This is a genomic window from Azospirillum sp. A1-3 (assembly GCF_023806445.1).
Taxonomy (GTDB): Bacteria; Pseudomonadota; Alphaproteobacteria; order Azospirillales; family Azospirillaceae; genus Azospirillum.
The window spans coordinates 1-20297 of record NZ_JAMSLU010000007.1; the positions used below are offsets into that span (position 1 = coordinate 1).

The window sequence follows — 20297 nt, forward strand, 5'->3', positions numbered from 1 at the left end:
GCTGGTGCTGGTCGGCGTATCGATGCCGTAGGTCTTATCGTCACCGTCAGCATCCAAGGCCTGCAGTGTGCCGGTCTGGGTGGCGACGCTGTCCGTTACCGCGGTGTCGGTTAAGGTGATGGGGGCCGGGATTATGAGCAGTGGAGCGCTGTTGCTGACCGCGGTATAGCCGGAGACCGCGGTCTGCGTGCCACCACGCCCATCATTGGCGGTGACCACCATGCGCAGATACTTGTGAGCGTCCGAGCTGCTCAGCGTGTAGCTGGCGCTGGTTGCCCCAAGGATCAACGCGGCGTTGGTGCCGTTGGTGTCGTCCGCTCGGTACCACTGGTAGCTGTAGGTGCGGCTGTCGCCGTCGGCATCGCTCCAGGTGCCGTTGGTCGCGCTCAGCGCGTTGCCCACCGTTGCGGTGCCCGACACGCTCGGCACCGCGCTGTTGACCGGCAAGCTGTTGGTGATGGCGGTGTAACTGGAGGTCGCGGTCTGGGTGCCGCCCCGCCCATCATTGGCGGTGACCACCATGCGCAGATACTTGTGAGCGTCCGAGCTGCTCAGCGTGTAGCTGGCGCTGGTTGCCCCAAGGATCAACGCGGCGTTGGTGCCGTTGGTGTCGTCCGCTCGGTACCACTGGTAGCTGTAGGTGCGGCTGTCGCCGTCGGCATCGCTCCAGGTGCCGTTGGTCGCGCTCAGCGCGTTGCCCACCGTTGCGGTGCCCGACACGCTCGGCACCGCGCTGTTGACCGGCAAGCTGTTGGTGATGGCGGTGTAACTGGAGGTCGCGGTCTGGGTGCCGCCCCGCCCATCATTGGCGGTGACCACCATGCGCAGATACTTGTGAGCGTCCGAGCTGCTCAGCGTGTAGCTGGCGCTGGTTGCCCCAAGGATCAACGCGGCGTTGGTGCCGTTGGTGTCGTCCGCTCGGTACCACTGGTAGCTGTAGGTGCGGCTGTCGCCGTCGGCATCGCTCCAGGTGCCGTTGGTCGCGCTCAGCGCGTTGCCCACCGTTGCGGTGCCCGACACGCTCGGCACCGCGCTGTTGACCGGCAAGCTGTTGGTGATGGCGGTGTAACTGGAGGTCGCGGTCTGGGTGCCGCCCCGCCCATCATTGGCGGTGACCACCATGCGCAGATACTTGTGAGCGTCCGAGCTGCTCAGCGTGTAGCTGGCGCTGGTTGCCCCAAGGATCAACGCGGCGTTGGTGCCGTTGGTGTCGTCCGCTCGGTACCACTGGTAGCTGTAGGTGCGGCTGTCGCCGTCGGCATCGCTCCAGGTGCCGTTGGTCGCGCTCAGCGCGTTGCCCACCGTTGCGGTGCCCGACACGCTCGGCACCGCGCTGTTGACCGGCAAGCTGTTGGTGATGGCGGTGTAACTGGAGGTCGCGGTCTGGGTGCCGCCCCGCCCATCATTGGCGGTGACCACCATGCGCAGATACTTGTGAGCGTCCGAGCTGCTCAGCGTGTAGCTGGCGCTGGTCGCCCCAAGGATCAACGCGGCGTTGGTGCCGTTGGTGTCGTCCGCTCGGTACCACTGGTAGCTGTAGGTGCGGCTGTCGCCGTCGGCATCGCTCCAGGTGCCGTTGGTCGCGCTCAGCGCGTTGCCCACCGTTGCGGTGCCCGACACGCTCGGCACCGCGCTGTTGACCGGCAAGCTGTTGGTGATGGCGGTGTAAGTCGAGTAGGCCGTTGTGGTGTTGGAGTTGCCGTCGTTGGCGGTGACCGAAAGCCGCAGATACTTGTGGGCATCCGCCGTGGTCAGCGTGTAGCTGCCGCTGGTCGCCCCAGGGATCACTGTGGCGTTGGTGCCGTTGGTGTCGTCCGCCCGGGACCACTGATAGCTGTAGCTCAGCGAATCGCCATCCGGATCAGTCCAGCTGCCAATCGCTCCAGACAGGGCGTTGCCCACCGTCGCCGTGCCCGACACACTCGGCACCGCGGTGTTCGTCGGTGCACCGTAGGAAGGATTAATCGTCATCGGGACATTGACCTCGTCGAAACCTTGACCTTGACCAGCGTAAGCATGAGAGCTCTCCTGCGCTTCCTTCGTCACAGCATAGAGGTCGCAAGCGATGACAGCGGCTAGGTTGGTGATCGATCCGCTGCCATAGAACAGAGGCGAAGACGCGCCCAAGCGGCCGGCCACTAAAGCCGCGCCGCACCACAGTCTGAGCGGCAGCCGCCTTGCCGGCTTGAGCGTCCGGTTGAACCATGTCTTACGGGATCGGCCGCTGTCGCCACGTCGGTCGTATAGAACCTGAAGCGCGACTCCAGCATCAGGGCGAACATGGAAGAAAACAGTGTGCGCATCTTGCGCGGCGCCATCGGTGCCGCCAACGTCCTTCGCTCCCTTGTTTGCGCGCCATAGCCCTTCTCTCCACCCCTTTCCGCACTTCCCAGATCCAAACCGAAAAAACCAATCAATAGAATGATTTTGACAATATAGTGCCACTTTATGTACAAATGCACAACCACATAATGCCTTGAGGTTGAACATTTGTAGTGACTATTTGCATGAAACGTGTCCATGCATTGTCGGCATCACGTCTAATTCCGTGACAATTCGGGAAAATTCGTTTCTTCGGTTTAATGTTCGTCACGCTCCACGCCGCCTTGCCGTCCTGTTTTGCGGTCGCTCCCGGCTTCGCCATCAAGGATGCTGCTGGCGATTGCGGCCAGCCGCGCTGATGACAGCGGGAATGGCTCTCAGCCAGTCCACCTCGGCCCGCAACTGTATGACCTCGCTGCATTGGTTTGCGGCGCTAGAAATTTTGATCAAATACCCTCTTGGTTTGATTCCCACCTGCCGGATTGAACTGCTGGTGGGGTGCAGCACGGTTCGATGAGACACCCGGCTGCGGTAGATTGAACCGCAGGTAACGTCCAGAGGCGTGGTGGAAAAGCGCCTCTGGACGTTACCGGATCGGTCTCCGCCTGGGTTTGGCATTGATGATTTCTCTGGCAAAAAATACAAAGTACCCTTTTCAAAAACAGCATATGCGCTCAAAAGTCCCTGCGACGAGGAAAGGGAAGTTATGGCTCAGGCCCAGCAATGGTGGGACCACGGGGACTCGGCTTCGGTTGCCAGTTCAGATGCTTCCGGTTTGCTCTCCGTCGCCATTGCTCGTCACCGCGCCGGAGATGCAAACGTTGGCTCTCTCTATCGTCGCATCCTTGCGCTGCACCCAGCACAGTCAGACGCCCTCCATCTTCACGGATTGGTTGCGCTGCAAAGAGGACTGACAGACCCTGCGCGGGTGTGGATTGAGCGCGCCTTGAGGATCGACGCCGCTCAGGCGATGTACCGGAACAGCCTGGGCGAGGCGTACCGCGCGTCCAACCAGCCGGACAAGGCGCTCCACGAATACCGCCGGGCTCTGGCGCTCAACCCGAGCTATTGGGAGGCTCTGGCGAACCTGTTGAAGCAGGCGCCGGCCCCCCACGCGCAGGCACAATCGCTCTTGCAGAGATGGCTGTGGCGGCTGCGGCTCCCCACCGTGTCGGACCTGATCACGATGGCCGATGCCCGCCTGCTCAACGGCAAACTGATCGAGGCGCGTCTGGCCTACCGGGCGGCGATCGCACTCGATCCGGCCGCGGTGCAGGCTTACGTCAACATCGGCGCGGTCGCCTCCCGGTCGAAGACCTATCCGGACGCGGCGACGGCCTACCGTCGGGCGCTCAGGCTGTCGCACGAGCATGCCGGAGCCTGGAACAACCTCGCCAGCGTCGTTTGGGAGATGAACGACGGCCCGGCCGCAACCCAGCTGTGCCGCCGTTCGATCGTGCTGAAGCCCGACCACCCCGACCCTTATGCCAATCTCGGCTATGTGGTGAGGTCGCAGGCCCAGGACCAAGTGGATTTCGCAACCGCCGAGACGCAGTGCCTGCGGGCGCTGCGGATCGCCCCGTCGCACGTCTCGGCGACCAACAATCTCGGGATCATCCACCTCGATCTGGGCAATCTCACTCAGGCTGAGGACCTGTTCCGCCGCACGCTGGCGGCCGAACCCAAGCATCCGGATGCCCGCTTCAACCTCTCCCTCGCGCTGTTGAAAGCAGGACAGTTGAAGGAGGCGTGGGAGCATTATGAAGCCCGTTGGGAAACCGGCCAGCTTCCGCAGGTCGCTCCCGTCGGCCGTCCCTGGCGGGGCGAGCCGCTGCACGGAGCCACCATCGTGCTGCATGCCGAGCAGGGGCATGGCGACACCCTGCACTTCGTGCGGTACGCTCCCCTCGTCGCCGACCGCGGCGGGCGCGTCGTGCTGGTGGTGCAGCCGGCCCTGAAGCGGTTGGTGGCGGAGATGCCGAAGGTGGCGGCGGTCTATGGCCTGCACGAGCCGTTCCCGGCCCCTGATTACCTGTGCTCGCTGATGTCACTGCCCCGCCTTTTCGGCACCGAGCTGGGCAACATCCCGGGCGCGGTTCCCTATCTCTTTCCGCCGGTGGCGAGCATCGGCAAATGGCTCAGCAAACCGCTTCCCGGCGGCAGCCTGCGGATCGGGCTGGTGTGGTCGGGGGACCCCCGCCCCGGCCTGCTGCGCGCCAACCTGACCGATCGCCGCCGCAGCATGACGCTGCGCGATTTCGAGCCGCTCACCCGCATCCCGACCGTGACCCTGGTCAATCTCCAGATGGGCGCCCCGGCAGCCCAGCTCGACGCCCCTCCTCCCGGGATGAGGCTTTGGAACGGGATGGGCGAGGTTGAGGATTTCGCCGATACGGCAGCGCTCATCCTGCGCCTGGACTTGGTGATCACCGTGGACACCTCGGTCGCGCATCTGGCCGGGGCGCTGGGCAAGCCGGTGTGGGTGCTGTCGCGCTATGATGGTTGCTGGCGCTGGCTGCAGAACCGCACGGACACCCCTTGGTATCCGACGATGCGCCTGTTCCAGCAAACCGAATCCGGCAACTGGGGCGCGGTCGTCGAGCGTGTCGCCACCGAACTGTCGAGGCTGGTGGCGGCATGAGGCGGGGATGAGCAAAGCCCTGATCACCGGAATTGCGGGCCAGGACGCCGCCTACCTGTCGAGGCTGCTGCTTGACAAGGGCTACGAGGTTGTCGGCATCGACAGGCCGGGAAGGCCTGGCGCTCCCCTGCCCCGGTTGCAGGGGCTCGGCGTCGCCGGGGATGTGCGGGTCGTTGGCCTGGACCTCACCGATTTCTCCGGCCTGTCGCGCCTGCTGGAGCGGGAGCAGCCGGACGAGCTGTACAATCTGGCGGGCCAGTCGATTGTCCGCTCCTCCTGGCAGGACCCGATCCAGGCGACGAAGGACACCGCCCAGGCCGCCTTGACGCTGTTGGAGGCGCTGAGGCTGTCCTGGCCCTCGGCCCGTTTCCTCCAGGCCTCCTCCTCGGAGATGTTCGGCGGGGCCAAACAGGACCGGTGGGACGAGGCCACGCCGTTCCTGCCGCACTCCCCTTACGCGGTCGCCAAGCTCTTCGCCCATCAGTCCACCGTCAATTACCGCACCACCCTTGGGCTTCACGCCAGCTGCGCCATCCTGTTCAATCATGAATCACCCTTCCGGGGCACGGATTTCGTCCTGGGCAAGATCGCGGACGGGGTCGCTCGGATAAAGCTTGGGCAAGCGCGGACGCTGCAGCTCGGCAACCTGGACAGCCAGCGCGACTGGGGCCATGCGCGCGACTATGTCTGCGCAATGCACCTGATGCTCCAGCAGGCCCGGCCCGGCGACTACGTCGTCGCAACCGGCCGCACGGCGACGGTGCGCGAGGCCTGCCGGATCGCCTTTGCCCATGCCGGGCTCGCCATGGACGACCATGTCGTCGTCGATCCGGCTTTGGTCCGTCCAGGAGAGGTGCGCTGCATCGAGGCCGACGCGTCGAAAGCCAGGAGGGAGCTGGGCTGGGAACCGAAGACCGGGCTTGAGGATCTGATCGTCGAAATGGTCGAGGCCGCACATCGACGGGGCGGCCGGTGATCGCCAACCTTCTGGCCACGGCGCTGGAGCACCACCGCGCAGGCCGGCTGGTCGAGGCGGAGGCGCTCTACCGCCGCGTGCTCGACAGCGACGAGACCGAGGTCAATGCGCTGCATTTGCTTGGCCTCGTCCTGCGACGCTCCGGGCGGCTGGAGGACGGGCTGGCGCTGATCGGCCGCGCGCTCCGGCTCAATCCGGAGTTTCTCGAGGCGCGCCTCAACCGCGCCAACATCCTGGGCGAGGCCGGACGCGCAGCGGAGGCTGCTGCCGAGTGGCGCCGGCTCGTCCTGCTGGCCCCGGCCTGGGCGACAGCGTGGCACGGGCTTGGGGGTGCGCTCGACCGTCAGGGCAGCGCCAAGCTTGCCGAGGCCGTCGCGGCGCTGCGCCGGGCGGTCCGGCTCCAGCCCGGAACGGGCCAGCTGCACCATGATCTGGGGCTTGCGCTGCGCCACGCGGCGCGGCTCGACGAGGCCATCGCCAGCCAACGCAACGCCGTCGCGGTCGAGCCCGGTCTTGTGCCCGCCCAGATGAATTTGGGATCGGCGCTGCTGGAGCGGGGTGGCGAGAGCGAGGCAGCCGTTGCCTTGCAGCGGGCCTCGGCCCTGGCGCCAGACAGCGCGGAATGCTGGTACAACCTCGGTCATGCCCATCATGGGGCCGGCGACCTGGCAGGGGCGGCCCTGGCCTACAAGCGCTCTGCCGATGCCGGGCTTGGCATCGCCGTCACCCGGTTCGCCCGCGCGCTTGCCGATCTCGGACGCCAGGACGAGGCGGAGCGGGTGTTGCTGGACAGCTTAGGGGCGCCTGGCGTTCCCGTGCCGGAAACCCTGGAGCTGCTGGCTCAGATCCTCCTTCGCCACAATCGGCTGGGAGAAGCGCGCGCGCTCTTTCACAAGCTGGCTGAAACGCCGTTGGCGGGGGTCCGTCACCTGGGGGAATGCCTGACCGCCCTGGCGGCGGTCGATCTTGCCGAGGGCGATCCGCACGCCGCCTCGGCGAGGCTGGCGCAGGTCCAGGGCGATCACGGCTGGTTTTTCACCGTCAAGTCCCTGGCGGCACTGCAGACCTCGCTGGCCGACACAGGGCTGAGGCTGAGGCGGCCGGCGGCCGGGCGGCCCCGCCCCCGCATCACCTCCTCGACGCTGGCGAACCGGGGCCGCTTTGCCCACAACGCGCTGGAATATGTGCTGCTGCGGCTTTACGCCGAGCAGTTCGGCTATGTGCTGGAAACGCCGGATTGGGTCGGTGGCGCGTTCTTCGACATCAACGACCCGCCGCAAAGCGGCCCCCTGCCGCCGCTGCTCTTTCCCCGCCACCGGCTCAACGACTGGATCACCGGACGGGCTGCCGACCCGCCGCTGGCTGACCGCGACCTGCTGTCTCCGCTCTTCCTCTTCGAGCACAAGGAGATTTACCGGGAGCGGGTGCAATCCTGGCTCAAGCCGCGCCCGGTCTGGGCGCCCTGGCTCGACCCGGCGGTCGAGCGGCTGCGGGCCGGGGGATCGACCGTCGTGGCGATCCACATCCGGCGGGGCGACTTCGTCACCTTCGGTTATCCCATCACCGAGACGGACTGGTATCTCGCATGGCTGCGGGAGATTTGGCCCCGCATCGAGCGGCCGGTGCTCTACCTGGCCAGCGACGATCTGGCGGCGGTGCGGGGAGCCTTCGCCGAGTTCCGGCCGCTGGTGCGGGCCGACGTCGCCCCCGATTGGCCGGGGCTGGACTATCTCCAGGATTTCCACGTGCTGACCCAGGCGGACATCGTCGGCATCAGCGCGGCGAGCGGGTTCAGCCAGCTTGCCGCCCGGCTCAACCGGCGCGCCCGGCTGTTCGTCGAGCCGGATGTGGAGACCCGGCGCATTCGGGCCTTCAAGCCCTGGTCCTGACCCCCTGGGCCTTGTCGCGCGCAAGGGCGGCAAGCGCGGTTCGGACCCGGCGCAAGACGCCGGTCCAGTCGCCCGGCCGCTCCTGGCGGAACAGGCGCATGGTCGGGTACCAGGGGGTGCAGACGCCGTGCTCCAGCCAGCGCCAGTCGGGCGCAAAGGGCAGCACCGTCCAGACCGGACGGCCGAGCGCGCCGGCCAGATGGGCCGGGCCGGTGCAGGAGCTGACAACCAGATCGAGCTGCTCCATGATCGCGGCGGTGTCGGCAAAATCCCCGATCGCGGCCCCCAGATCGGTGAAGCTGGCCGGAAGCGGGCCGGCCTGCTCCAGATCGCGGCGTCCCGGCCCCTTCTGCAAGCCGTAAAACTCGACCCCGGCGACATCGAGCAGGGGGCGGAAGGCGGCCAGGCCGGGTGAGCGCAGACGATCGCCCTTGAAGTCGGGGTTTCCAGCCCAGACCAGCCCGACGCGCAGCCGCCCGCTCTCTGTCGGGAACAGCCGCCCACGCCATGCCGTCACCAACGCCGGCTCGGCCCGGAGGTAGGGCACCTCGGCAGGAATGGTGTAGAGCGTCGTGCCGAGCCGGTGGGGCACGCTCGCCAGGGCGACATGGGCATCGTGCGGCGGCGGCTGCTGGAAGCGGCCGATCACCCCCTCGATCCCCGGCATGGACGACAGCAGACGGACAAGCTGACTGTTGCACTCCAGATAAACGCGCACGCCCCTGGATTGCAGCAGGGGGGCATAGCGCGCCAGCATCATCGTGTCGCCCACGCCCTGCTCGTCGTGGATCAGCAGCGTCCGTCCGCTCAGGTCGGATCCATCCCAGACGGGCGAGGCGAAGCCGCGCCGGGGCGAGGGGAAATCCGCCATGCGCGAGCGCCATTCATAGTCGGCGAAGCCCTCCTCCAGCCGGCCTTGCAGCAACAGGCCGAAGCCGAGGGCGGTGTGTCCTTCCGCCTGCATCGGGTCGAGCTGGACCGCCCGCCGGGCAAGCGCGATGGACGCATCCACCCGCATCTCGTCGCGCGCGACAAGGCTGAGGTTGAGATGGGCGCTCGCGTCCTCCGGCGTGACGGCGATGGCATGATGGAAACAGGAAACCGCCTGCGCATAGGCACCGCGTTCTTGAAGGGCGATGCCGAGATTGTTGAGCGTGCCGGGTTCGCCGGGGGAGAAGCCCAGCGCGCTGCGGTAGGCGGCGACGGCCTCGTCGAGCCGGCCGAGCCGGCGCAGCGCCACCCCCAGGTTGGTGTAGCCGGCCACCGAGGCCGGCTGGATGCCGAGCAGCGTCATGAAGGCCTCAACCGCCTCCTCCGGCCGGCCGTCCAAGAGGAGGGCGTGTCCGAGTTGCAGCCGCTGCTCGCTCAGGAGCGGATTCAGGCGCAGCAGACGCTGCAGCGCGGCCGCTGTCCGGCCATGATCGCCCTGGTCGCAGAGGATGTTGGACAGGTTGCTGAGCGCGTCGGGGAAGTCCGGCGCCAGCGCCAGCGCCCGCCGGCAGACCGCGGCCGCGTCCTCGCGCCGGCCGAGGCGGCGCAGCGTGATGGCGAGGTTGGAGAAGAAGATCGGGTTTCCGGCGTCGACGCCGATCGCCTGCCCGATCAGCCCGGCCGCCACCGCCGGCTGTCCGGCTTGAAGGGCCAGGATGCCCAGCAGGTGCAGGGCATCTGGATGGTTCGGCCGGATGTCCAGCGCCTGCCGGTAGAGCGCTTCCGCCTGGGCCGCCCGCCCGGCGCCGTGATGGGCCATGCCGGCCTGCAGCAGCGCGGCCGGGTCGGGCTGGTGGGTCGTCGTCACAGCAGCACCGGACTGTTCCAGGGGTCGTAGGGAACCAGCGCCTGCCGCTCGCGGTCCGGCCGGTGAAAGGCCTTGGCCGTCCGGTTCAACATGCTGGCGGTAAAAGAGAAGCTGCTGTTGGAAATGGCGACAACATCGGCCACGCACAGCGCGTGGAAGTCCGTGAAGAACTCCGCGCCCTGGATTGGCTCGGCAAGGTCGCGGGCGCACAGCGGCCGGTAGGGCGCGAAGGCGGTCAGGCAGGCGGGATCGTCGGTGGCGATGTAGAGGACCGGACGGTCGAGCCCGGGCCAGACCTCCTCCAGCCAGCGCAGGTACCAGGCTTCGGGCGCGATCCAGAAGCGGCCCCAGCCGAAATCGCCGCGCCGCAGGTGGAGCGCCACGATCGTTCCGCCACTGGCCCGCAGGCGGGCGGCGATGGCATCGGCGTGGGGCCGCAGGGGTGCAGCCGGCGTGAAAAAGGCCCGGAAGCTGTCGCGGCGCGCCGACAGGAACCCGGTGCCGCCACAGAAATAGCCTGTGACGTCACGGTCGGCCAGGACCGGCGCGTCCCCGCCCGCCAACGCGGCGACGACCACCCCTTCTCCCTCCGCCTCGGGCAGGGCTGGCAGGGGCGTGCCCGGCAGGGGATCATCCAGGCCATAGAGATGGCGCCCCGGCCATTTCGGCACCTCCAGTGTCAGGCCATGACGGTCGGCATAGAGGCGAAGCACGCCATATTGAAGAATCTGGTTGCCGAACCGGCCGTGCCGGCCGAACAGGGTCGAGGCGAGGCGGTGGCCGTCCTGCCCGGCGGGCCGGGGGACCGGCGGCGGCCCAAGGGCACGGGTGAGCAGGGTGACCGTACGGCCGGTGAAGGCGTCAGCCCGGCCGGGGTTGCAGCGGATGGCCCGATCCCACCAGTGCAGCGCGTCGTCATGGCGGCCGGGCGCGTCATCGATGTCGAGCGCACCGGCCAGCGCGACCTGTGCTTCGAACAGATCCGGCGCCAGGGCCAGGGAGCGCCGGGCGTAACGCGCCGCCTCACCAGCCCTCCCGATCTCCAGGGCGACCTCCGCAAACAGCGCGTTCAGGCCGGTGTTGTCCGGTGCCAACCGCAGCCCATGTTCGAGAATGCCATACGCCATGGCTTTTCGCCCGAGACGCTGCGCCGCCGAGCCGAGAAGGCGCAGGGCATTGGGATAGGCGGGTTGGAGGGCCAGGGTGGCGCGCAGGGTCTCGAACGCCTCGGCGTACCGGCCGCTCTCGACCAGGAGGGAGCCGACATTGAAGCGGGCGGCCGGCGCCTGCGGGTGCAGGCAGGCGACGATGCGGAAGGCCCGCAGCGCCAGTGCACCGCGCTGGAGCCGGTGCGCCGCCACGCCCAACTCGAACCAGGCGGTGAACTCCCCCGGTTCCAGCGCGACCGCACGACACAGCAGCTCGAAGGCCTGCAACGGCTCTCCGCGCCGCATCCAGTCTTTCGATCGGTCGATCAGCGCCGCCGCCGGTTCCCTGGCCGGGACGATGGCGGACAGGAAGGGAAGGTCTCCATCGCCCTGGCCACGCTCGACGGCCGCCCGCTTCGCCTTCAATGCCTTGATCCGCCGGAGTGTCAGGACCTCCATGCCCAGGAAGCGCGGGTTTGGCCGCGCGCGCTCCGGAGATGGAGGGCCGCCGATCATCTCCGCGCTCTGGCGCGCCAGCGCGTTGTCCTCCCGCATCATGTAGTGGACGGTCTTCTCAGCAATCCTGACGCCACCGAACATGCTGCTCAGCGCGCGTGCGTAGGCGACATCCTCGGCCAGCGCCGGCAGAAACGGCGCCTCCTCCGGGAAGCCGCCGACAAAGTCGTGGCAGTCCCGCCGGACGCAAAGATTGCACGGATAGCTGTTTTCCGCCGCGCTGCGCCAGTCCGGCGTGATCATCGCGTCGATGCGGTCAAAGAGCATGCCGGTACGGACAAACCCGGCGTCCGGCGTGGCGTCCAGCACGCGGGCGGTCAGGAACAGATGGGGGGGAAGGAAGACGTCGTCGGCATCGAGGAACCACAAATAGCGCCCCCGCGCCGAAGCCGCACCAAGATTGCGTGCCGGCCCCGCACCGCCATTCCGGTTGCACGCGATCACGGCCACACTTTGTTCCGGATGGGCGCGTGCCCAGCCGAGCGCACGGGCCAACGATCCGTCGGACGAGGCGTCATCGACCACGCAGATGTGGATACGCGCCGACGGATCCCGACTCCGCTGGTGGTCCGCCGCCGCCAGCACGCTGTCGAGCGCGCGCTCGATGCTGTCGGCCATGTTAAAGACCGGAAGCACCACCGTGCCGAGGAAAGCAGTGGCCCGCTGCTCCGTCACCGCCGCCAGGGCGACGGCCAGCCCGCTGTCCGACCGCCCTGACGCTGCGCCGAGCCGCGCGGCTTCATCGTCGCGTCCCTGGACCAGCCGCAGGGTTCCAAGGATGCGAGCGAACTCGCCCGCCGGTTCCACGATGCTGGCGAGCGGATCGAGGAGCGCGGCGGCTTCGTCCTCCGCACCGGCGTGAAGCCGCGCCATGGCGTCGTTGAGGGCGGGCGACAGGATGTCCTCGATCTGCCGCTCCAGCACGGCTTGGTTGCCGTGCAACCAGGCGGCGCGGAGCAGCAGGCGGAGGGCGCCGGCCGGGTTGCCCGCTCTTGCCGTTAGGAGGGCCGTGCGCTGCAGCGCCACCGCGTCGGCGGGATCGGCGAGCAGTGCCGGGCGCGGGTCGATGTCGGTCGCCATCCTGGTCAGTCCACCGCCTCGACGAAGGAGCGGGCGAAGCCGCTCCACGTGCGCTCGCCGCGCACGAAGGCACGGCCCGTCTCCGCGCAGTCCCGCGCCGCCGCGCGGTCGGTGTAAAGACGGTCGAGTTGCTCGACCAGCTCCTCGACCGAGGACTCCCCCCATCCCCGGCGGCTGCCGTCGGGATCGGGAACTGGCGTCTGCCGGCTCAACGCCAAGCAGTTGCCGTCCCGGATCAGGTCGAGATGGCCGGTGTTGGCCGACAGGACCACCGGCACACCGCAGGCCATCGCCTCCATGGCGACGAGGTTGGTGGCACCCTCGCACCGGTTGGGGAAGATGGCGGCGTGGCAGTCGGCCAGAATGGGGGCGATCTGGTCGCGGCCGAGGACGCCCATGTCGATGAAGCCGTCCGGCGCGACGCCATGCGCCATCGCCCACTCGACGATGCGCAGCCGGCCGTTCTCGCCGATCGCCGGCGGCGTGGGGGTGTGGGGGGATTCGGCGATGCCGGCCGCGGTGCCAGGCCAATGATTGTGCCATGCGGTGACCAGCAACGCGTCGGGGCGGCGGTCGCGGAAGCGGCGGAAGGCAGCGAGCACGATGTCCTGACCCTTGCGGAATTCGATCTTGCCGCCCGAGAAGACGACGAAGCGATCGCCGAACCGCCCGGCCGGCGCCGCTGGGGCCAGCTCGTCGGGATCGATGCCCTGGAACGCCAACGCGACATTCGTGAATCCCTGCTCGGCCAGCAGGGTCCGGTTGTAGGTGGAATGCACGACGATCCGGTCGTAATCCTGCGCGCGCGCCAGCACGCCCGCGTCAAAGAGGGTGTTCTCGAAGGCGATGACCCCGACCGTGCGGCTTCCCCGCAGGCGGGCGGCGACGCCTGGAACGAAGCCATTGCCGAGCGCCTGGAGCACGGTGGTGCCCTCCAGGCAGACCACCGTGTCGCCAGCCTGCCGGACAATGGCCGCAAGCCGTTGCTGGGCCGCCAGCAGCGGTTCGATCCGCGTCCGGTTCGCCGGGCGCAGCGCGCTCAGCAGGGGTCGTTCCGTCAGCAGCGGCGTCCGCCCCTGGTCGAGCAGATGGAGCGCGGTGTGGAGACCAACCAGGCCCCAGCCATGGATTTCCGAAAGCTGCCAGGTCAAAACGACAGTCTGTTGCATGCACAGTCCTTCGACGCCGGTTGCGAACGCCGATGACCTTCATACCGGTAGCGATGGCTGCTATGGTAACGGAATCGCTGATCGAAACGCTCGGTTCCTGGTTGCTTGGCGCTGGATTTGGATGACCTTCTCGATCGCCTTCATCGACCCGACGCAGGGCGATTATACACCGGACACGCCCCGCCGCCAGCCGCTTGGCGGATCGCAATCGGCGCTCTGCTATCTGACGGAACAGCTGGGGGCGGCCGGTTTGGCGGTCACGCTGGTCAACGGCACCCGGACGCCGGGAGTCGTCCGTGGCGTGCGTTGCGTTCCGATGGCGCAGATGTCGTTCGACGCGCTGTGCGGCTTCGCCGTCGTCGTCCTGTTGAACAGCTGCGCGCCGGAGCTGGTGTCGCGCTTGCGCACGGCGCCGGGCGAGCGCCGCTTGGTGTTGTGGACCCAACACGCCGCCGACGAGCCGGCGATCCGGGATCTGGCCGATCCGGCTCTGCGGGCCTGCTGGGACGGCATCGCCTTCGTCAGCCAATGGCAGATGGAGACATACCGGACCGCCTTCGCCCTCGAGCCCGCACGCTGCGCCGTCCTGCGCAACGGCATCGCCCCCGCCTTCGCCGGTCTCTTCCAGGCGGACGAGAGCGTTTTGGCGGCCAAGCCCTGGCCGCCGGTGCTGGCTTACACCAGCGCGCCCTTCCGGGGCCTGAGTGTGCTGCTGGACAGCCTGCCCCACATCCGCGCGGCTCTGCCAGGAACGCGGCTGCGCGTCTTCTCCAGCCTGGCAGGCTATCAGGTCCCGGCCGACGCCGATCCCTATCACCCGCTCTACCAGCGCTGCCGGGACACCGAGGGCGTCGAGTATGTCGGCGCGCTGGCGCAGACCGATCTGGCGGACGAACTCAAGGCCGCGACCAGCTTGGCCTATCTCAACCGATTTGCCGAAACGTCTTGCATCGCGGCGATGGAGGCGATGGCCGCCGGCTGCCTGGTGGTGTCGAGCCAACTCGGCGCGCTTGCTGAAACCACGAACGGGTTTGCCCGGCTGATCCCGGTCCCGGCGGAGCCGGCCGAGCACGCCTTGCGGTTCGCGGAGGCGGTGACGGGCGCGCTCGGGTCGCTGCGCGAGGATCGTCCCGCCTGGGAACGGCGGCTTCGCGAGCAGGTCAATCACGCCACCGCGACGATGGGCTGGGCGGGGCGGGCGCAGGACTGGCAGGACTGGCTTGGGACGCTGCGGCGGCCAATGGCTCCTGTCTGCGCTCCCCCCGTCATTGAGGATGATGCCTCCACATCACGGATCACGGCCAACATCGCCCAATCCCAGACGCACCTTCTGAACGCTCTGCACGCCCACCTGAACGCCGGAGCGCAGGCGGGGGACGGGCGGATCGCCGATCCCCGCTGGCAGGCGGAGGCGCAGGGGCTGATCGCGCTGGTCGAGGGATCGCTCCGCCTCGACCACAATGCGGAGGACCGGCGCTCCAGTGTCTGGGCGACCCTGCGCGGCTACGATGCGTGGCTGGCGCACCGCACGGTTCTGCCGACCCTGCCGCGCCTGCCCGTCCCGCCCGGTGGGCGCCGGGTGTACGACTGCTTCCAGTTCCACAACGAGCTGGAATTGCTGGAGGTGCGGCTGGCCGAGCTCTTTGAGGTGGTGGACCGCTTCGTGCTGGTGGAGGCGACCTACACCCACGCCGGCGCGTCCAAGCCGCTTCACTATGCCGACAACCGCGCCCGCTTCGCCGCCTATGCCGACAAGATCATCCACGTGGTGGTGGCGGACGACCCCGGCGGCTTCGCTTGGCAGCGCGAGGCTCACCAGCGCGAGGCCATCGCGCGCGGCCTGGCGGAGTGCAGCCCCAGCGACCTGATCATCGTGGGCGACGCCGACGAGATCCTGCGCGCGCCGGTGGTTGAGCGGCTGCGCCACGAGACCGACGACGGCACGGGCCTCTTCGCGCCGCACCTCGACATCTTCCTCTATTTTCTCGACCTGAAATCGCCCGAGCCCTGGGTGTCGGTGGCGGCGGCGCCTTGGACCCTGATCCAGCGGATCGGCCCCAACCGCGTGCGCTATCTGGCCAAGCAGGGGATCGGGCGGACCGTGCCAAACGCCGGCTGGCACTTCACCTGGATGGGGGGCTTTGAGCGTTTCCGCACCAAGCTGGACTCCTTCGCGCACCGGGAAATGATCGCCGGCATCGACGGCGAGGCCGAGACGAACCTCGAACGCTTGCGGCGGTTCTACGCGACGGGCCGTTTGGAGGCCGGACCGGTGCCCGGCATGTGGACCGGCCTCACCCCGGTTCCGGTCGATGCCGGCTATCCGGCCTTGATCCGCGAGCGGCTCGCGCAGTTCCGGCGGATGGGCTGGCTTGCGCCAAAGCCAGTGCCCGACCGCGGCGCCCTGCTCGACGCCGCGCGGGGCCACGCGGCGGCCGGGCGGGCGGAGCGGGCGGCGGATGCCTACCGCTGCGCCTTGGCGCTTGATCCCGCCTGCATCGACGCGTTCGACGGCTTGGCGACCCTCGCGTCCGACCATGATGCGCCGGGACCGCTGCGGCGGTGCGTCGTCCTCGATCCCTGGGGCAACTTCCACCGCTTCGCCCTTGCCCGCGCCTGCCTGATCAGCCGCCGCCACGCGGAGGCGCTGGACATCCTGCTGGAGCTGATTGCCCGCGAGCCGGACGACCATCGCGTCCAGGGCAATCTCGCCGTGGCGCTGAAGAATCTCGGCCGGTACCGCGAGGCGGAGGCCGCCGGCCGCCGGTCGCTGGCGTTGCAGCCGGCCGAGCCGGGGGCGCTGAGCAACCTCGGCATCGCCTTGTCCGCCCAAGCCCGTCACGAGGAGGCCGCCTGCGTTCTCCGGCGCGCGGTGGCGCTGGCGCCTGATTTTCCCGACGCCCGGCTCAACCTCACCCTGGCGCTGGTCGCTCTGGGGCAGGGAGAGGCGGCGGAGGCCTGTTGCCGGGCGGTTCTCGACCAGCAGCCGGACAACGCGCTCGCGCATCTCACGCTTGCCACCTGCCTGCTGCGCCGGGGGGAGCTGGAGCGGGGGTTCGCCGAATATGAGTGGCGCACCCGCCTCGACGAGGGCCGCCTGAACGATGGCCAGATCGGGCCGCAGGACCCAGGCACGCCACCGTGGCGGGGCGAGGATCCGCGGGGGCGGACGATCCTGCTGCAGGACGAGCAGGGGCTTGGCGACAACATCCAGTTCGTCCGCTACGCCGCGGTGCTGCACCGGTTGGGGGCGCGGGTGATCGTGGCATGCGATGACGCGCTGGTCCGCCTCTTCGCCACGGCGGATGGGGTTGAACGGGTGGTCGCCCGCTCCGCCCCTGTCCCACCGCACGACGCGCATGCGGCCCTGATGAGCCTTCCGCATCTGCTGGGCACCACGCTTGCCACCATTCCGGCGGAGGTGCCCTACCTGCGCGCCGAAGCGGATTTGACGGACCAGTGGCGGACACGGCTGGTGATGGCCACGGGGGTGCGGGTGGGATTGGTGTGGGCCGGCAACCCCGATTTCGGGCATGACCCGCAACGGTCGCTTCCCCTGGCCGCGCTGCTGCCGCTGATGGAGATCGAGGGGGTGTCGGTCCTCGGCCTCCAGAAGGGTGGCGGACGGCGGGAGCTGGACGGCTGGCACGGGCGGCTGCCGCCCGGCTTCACCGACCTCGGGGACCGGATCGGGGACTTCGCCGACACCGCGGCGATCCTTGCCACTCTGGACCTTGTCATCTCCGTGGACACGGCGGTCGCGCATCTGGCCGGCGCGCTCGGGCGGCCGGTCTGGACGCTGCTGCGCCACGTCGGCGACTGGCGCTGGCTTGACCACGGGGTGCGCACGCCCTGGTATCCGACCATGCGCCTGTTCCGGCAGGATCGGCCGGGCTCATGGGATCCGGTCGTCGCCAGGGTCAAGGCGGCGCTCATGCGCCTGCGGGCAGGGCCGGCACAGTGAACGGCTCGGGCGGCAGGCCGGCGGCGTGCCGCTCCCACATGATCCGGTAGGCGCTTTCCAGGTGCCGGGCAAAGCGCGGCGTGTCGAACAGGGGGGCGGTCGCCCGCCCCTGCTCCAGCCGGTCTCGATAGGCGCCGAGCCGGTCGGGAGCGCCGGCCAACCGCACCGCCAGCTCCTCGTACTCCGCAAAGCTCGCGGTGATCGTCTCCGGCAGGCCGGCGGCGGTCAGCAGGCTGGCCGCGACGCGCGACGCGAAGCTGTCTCCCAGGCGCGTCACCACGGGCAGCCCCATCCACAACGCGTCCGAAACGGTTGTGTGGCCGGTGTAGGGGAAGCTGTCGAGGAAAAGCTCGGCCAGGCGGTAACGGGCGAGGTGCTCCGCCTGCGGACGCTGGGGGGCGAACACCAGACGCTCCGGGTCGATGCCATGGCGGGCCGCCTCGCGCCGCAGATTGGCGGTGGCCTCGGGGTTGGCGTCCATCAGCCAGAGGACGCCGCCGGGGACGCGCGCCAGGATGCGCATCCACAAGGCGAACATGGATGGGGTGATCTTGAAGGGCGCGTTGAAGGCGCAGAAGACGACACCGTCCGCCGGCAGGCCGCAGGCGGTGCGGCTGGGAACGGGCGCATCCCGGGGGCGCCGCCGGTCGTTGACCTGATAGGCGTCCGGCATCCGCACCAGCCGCTCGCGGTAATGGGGCTGATGCTCCGGCGGGGTGACGATCGGGTCGCCGATGGCGTAATCGATCACCGCTGCGCCGAGGGGGCCTGGATATCCCAGATAGGCGACTTGCACCGGCGCCAGCCGCCGGGCGAGCAGATCGAGCCGCGCGTCGCGCGTGTAGCCCTTGAGATCGACCAGGATGTGAACCCCGTCGGCGGCAAGCGCCGCCGCCACCCCGGCCGCGTCCAGCTCCCGGATGTCGCGGAAGAGGTCGAATCCGGCCTCCAGCCGGCGGCGCATCGGGCTGCCGTCGTCCGGGCCCTGGGAGTAGCCGAGGATGCGGAACCGCGCACGGTCGTGACGTTCGAACAGCTCGGCCGTCAGATGAGCGGTGGCGTGTTCGTGGAAATCGGCGGACAGATAGGCGACCGTGAGGCGGCCGTCGCTGCCGACCGGCCGCCATGGCGCGGGGCCTGTGTGTTCGGCGGGCCGGACCATCGCCGCGTAGAAGGCCCGGGCGGAGCGGTCCTGCTGCGCCGGGCTGCTGTCGATCAACAAGGTGAGCAGGGGCAGGGCAAGACCGAGATCGCCGTCGATGACGCGGAGGATGGATTGGCTGAGCGCGGCATAATCGCGCCAGTCGCAGGCCGACAGCGTCGCGAACAGCCGGTCGCTGAGCGCGCTCGTCTGCTCTGGAGCCAGCGTCCAGACCCGGCCATAGGCGGTCGCGGCGGCGGAAAGGGCGCCTGCGGCGCGCAGGGCGTGGCCCATCTCCCGATACGCGTCGGCAGACTCCGGCTGAAGCGCGAGGGATCGGCGGTGGACGGCGACCGCCGCCCCGACCTGCCCCAATTCGCGAAGCGCGGTGCCCAGCTGGCTGACGGTCTGGGCGGACGCCTGCCCGCCCAGCAGCCGGAGCGCACGGGTCAGCAGCGGCACGGTTTCGGCAGGGCGTCCGAGCAGGGCGAGGTTGGAATAGGCGTCGGCGAGGTCCGGCTTCAACGCGATGCTGAGGGCAAGGCTGGACCGCGCCGCCGCCTGGACGCCCAGCGCGAACTCGGTCACGCCGAGCAGGAAGGCGGCTTCCACCTGATCGGGCCGCACGGCCAGGATGGCGCGACAGACCGCCCGGCTGTCCGCCGCCCGCCCGTCCTGATAGAGCCCAAACGCCATCGCCATGGCCTGGCCCAACGGCATGTCGCGCAGGCTCGGCGGCGGCGACAGAGCGACATGGGCGAGCGGGCGGGTCACGGTGCCGCCGCCGGGGGTGGACAGGCTGTGCGGCTCGGCCTTGCGGGCGTGGTGGTAGCCGGCCAGATGGACGATGCCGAGCGGCGCGTGGGGAAGCTGCGGGTCCAGCAGCAGCCGGCCATCGTCCGAGCAGAGCGGCGGCGCCCGCAAGCAGATCCAGTTGCAGGCCGCCGGCAGCTGGCTGAACGGCAGGCCGCCGGTCCGCAGGGCGACGTTGAGGGCAACCTGCTCGCTGACGAAGAGGATGGTGCGGCGCAAGGACTCCGCCAGCAGCCGCCCCCAGAGATCCCAGTGCGGCGCGTCCCGCCGCGCGGCGAAGACGCCGCAGTTCAGCAGCGGATAGGCGCAGAGATGGCGCGCCGTCGCCTCGTCGAAGCAGGCCTTGTACCACGCATGCAGGTGCAAGGCGTAGGGTGCGCCGTCGTAAAAGGGGGTGTAGGACCGGTCAAGCTCCGGCACGATGGCAAAGCCCGTTGCCTCCGCCCCCCTCAACAGCAGCTCCACCGCACTCCAGTCCTGGACCCAACAATCGGCGTCGAGCCACAGGATGAGGTCCGCGTCGGGCACATGGCGCGGCAGGTGCGGGCGCGCCAGCATCGCCTTCATGTAGTCGGGCACCGGCCGGGCGGGCTGGTGATCCCAGCCGGGCGCCACGCAGCGGACGCCCTGAGCGCCCAACCAATCCCGGGCCACCGGACCGAGCCCGACGTCGAGCACGACGACCGGCGCCGTGGCCCCCTGCGGGCAGCCGCGGATCGAACGGATCAGGCCCTGGAGCAGGGGGAGATAGGTGTCGTCGCCGGCCGTGACGATGGCAAAGCGGTGGGCGGCCGTCATCGCATCCCGCACCGCACGTCACCGGAGCGGCTTGAACATGGC

At 69.0% G+C, this 20297-nt stretch carries 9 protein-coding genes and 1 pseudogene; 4 read left to right on the forward strand and 6 right to left on the reverse strand.

The genetic code is table 11. From position 1 onward, the window contains the following. Window positions 1-1971, reverse strand: a pseudogene (locus M5E06_RS30705) (DUF4347 domain-containing protein); the annotation flags it as partial. Window positions 1972-2138: 167 nt separating this feature from the next. After that, window positions 2139-2522, reverse strand: a complete 384-nt coding sequence (locus tag M5E06_RS30710; RefSeq protein WP_252141490.1) for a hypothetical protein — start codon at window positions 2520-2522, stop codon at window positions 2139-2141. A 746-nt stretch (window positions 2523-3268) separates the two neighbouring features. Here M5E06_RS30710 and M5E06_RS30715 point away from each other — a divergent pair. The 3 genes from M5E06_RS30715 to M5E06_RS30725 are packed head-to-tail and all read left to right on the forward strand — an operon-like array spanning window position 3269 to window position 7828. After that, window positions 3269-4963 (forward strand): tetratricopeptide repeat protein, encoded by a 1695-nt coding sequence (locus M5E06_RS30715; RefSeq protein ID WP_252141491.1) that lies wholly within the window; start codon window positions 3269-3271, stop codon window positions 4961-4963. A gap of 7 nt (window positions 4964-4970) precedes the next feature. After that, window positions 4971-5939, forward strand: a complete 969-nt coding sequence (locus M5E06_RS30720) for a GDP-mannose 4,6-dehydratase (protein ID WP_252141492.1) — start codon at window positions 4971-4973, stop codon at window positions 5937-5939. After that, window positions 5936-7828, forward strand: coding sequence for a tetratricopeptide repeat protein (locus M5E06_RS30725; RefSeq protein ID WP_252141493.1), 1893 nt, complete (start codon window positions 5936-5938; stop codon window positions 7826-7828). Before M5E06_RS30720 ends, M5E06_RS30725 begins: the two co-directional genes overlap by 4 nt. Here M5E06_RS30725 and M5E06_RS30730 read toward each other — a convergent pair. The 3 genes from M5E06_RS30730 to M5E06_RS30740 are packed head-to-tail and all read right to left on the reverse strand — an operon-like array spanning window position 7812 to window position 13539. Continuing rightward, the gene (locus tag M5E06_RS30730; protein ID WP_252141494.1) at window positions 7812-9626 is read right to left on the reverse strand and encodes a tetratricopeptide repeat protein; all 1815 of its coding nucleotides are present in this window, start codon (window positions 9624-9626) and stop codon (window positions 7812-7814) included. The two genes, M5E06_RS30725 and M5E06_RS30730, sit on opposite strands and share 17 nt — an antisense overlap. Next, on the reverse strand, window positions 9623-12370 hold the full coding sequence (locus M5E06_RS30735; protein ID WP_252141495.1) for a glycosyltransferase: 2748 nt from the start codon (window positions 12368-12370) through the stop codon (window positions 9623-9625). The genes M5E06_RS30730 and M5E06_RS30735 overlap by 4 nt, the downstream gene beginning before the upstream one ends. 5 nt (window positions 12371-12375) lie before the next feature. Beyond that, a complete protein-coding gene (locus M5E06_RS30740; RefSeq protein WP_252141496.1) occupies window positions 12376-13539 on the reverse strand; it encodes a glycosyltransferase family 4 protein in 1164 nt (387 codons plus the stop codon). Window positions 13540-13660: 121 nt separating this feature from the next. On the opposite strand from M5E06_RS30740, the gene M5E06_RS30745 reads away from it, so the two are divergent. After that, entirely contained in the window at window positions 13661-17503 is a 3843-nt protein-coding gene (locus M5E06_RS30745) for a tetratricopeptide repeat protein (protein ID WP_252141497.1), read from the forward strand. On the opposite strand, the gene M5E06_RS30750 is transcribed toward M5E06_RS30745, so the two are convergent. Then, a complete protein-coding gene (locus tag M5E06_RS30750; protein ID WP_252141498.1) occupies window positions 17472-20255 on the reverse strand; it encodes an O-linked N-acetylglucosamine transferase family protein in 2784 nt (927 codons plus the stop codon). The genes M5E06_RS30745 and M5E06_RS30750 overlap by 32 nt on opposite strands. Window positions 20256-20297: the final 42 nt, after the last annotated feature.

Excerpts from the sequence above, each read along its gene's own strand:
- M5E06_RS30740 (WP_252141496.1), bottom strand. The coding sequence starts at position 13,539 with ATGCAACAGACTGTCGTTTTGACCTGGCAGCTTTCGGAAATCCATGGC.
- M5E06_RS30735 (WP_252141495.1), bottom strand. The coding sequence starts at position 12,370 with ATGGCGACCGACATCGACCCGCGCCCGGCACTGCTCGCCGATCCCGCC.
- M5E06_RS30710 (WP_252141490.1), bottom strand. The coding sequence starts at position 2,522 with ATGGACACGTTTCATGCAAATAGTCACTACAAATGTTCAACCTCAAGG.
- M5E06_RS30720 (WP_252141492.1), top strand. The coding sequence starts at position 4,971 with ATGAGCAAAGCCCTGATCACCGGAATTGCGGGCCAGGACGCCGCCTAC.
- M5E06_RS30750 (WP_252141498.1), bottom strand. The coding sequence starts at position 20,255 with ATGACGGCCGCCCACCGCTTTGCCATCGTCACGGCCGGCGACGACACC.
- M5E06_RS30745 (WP_252141497.1), top strand. The coding sequence starts at position 13,661 with ATGACCTTCTCGATCGCCTTCATCGACCCGACGCAGGGCGATTATACA.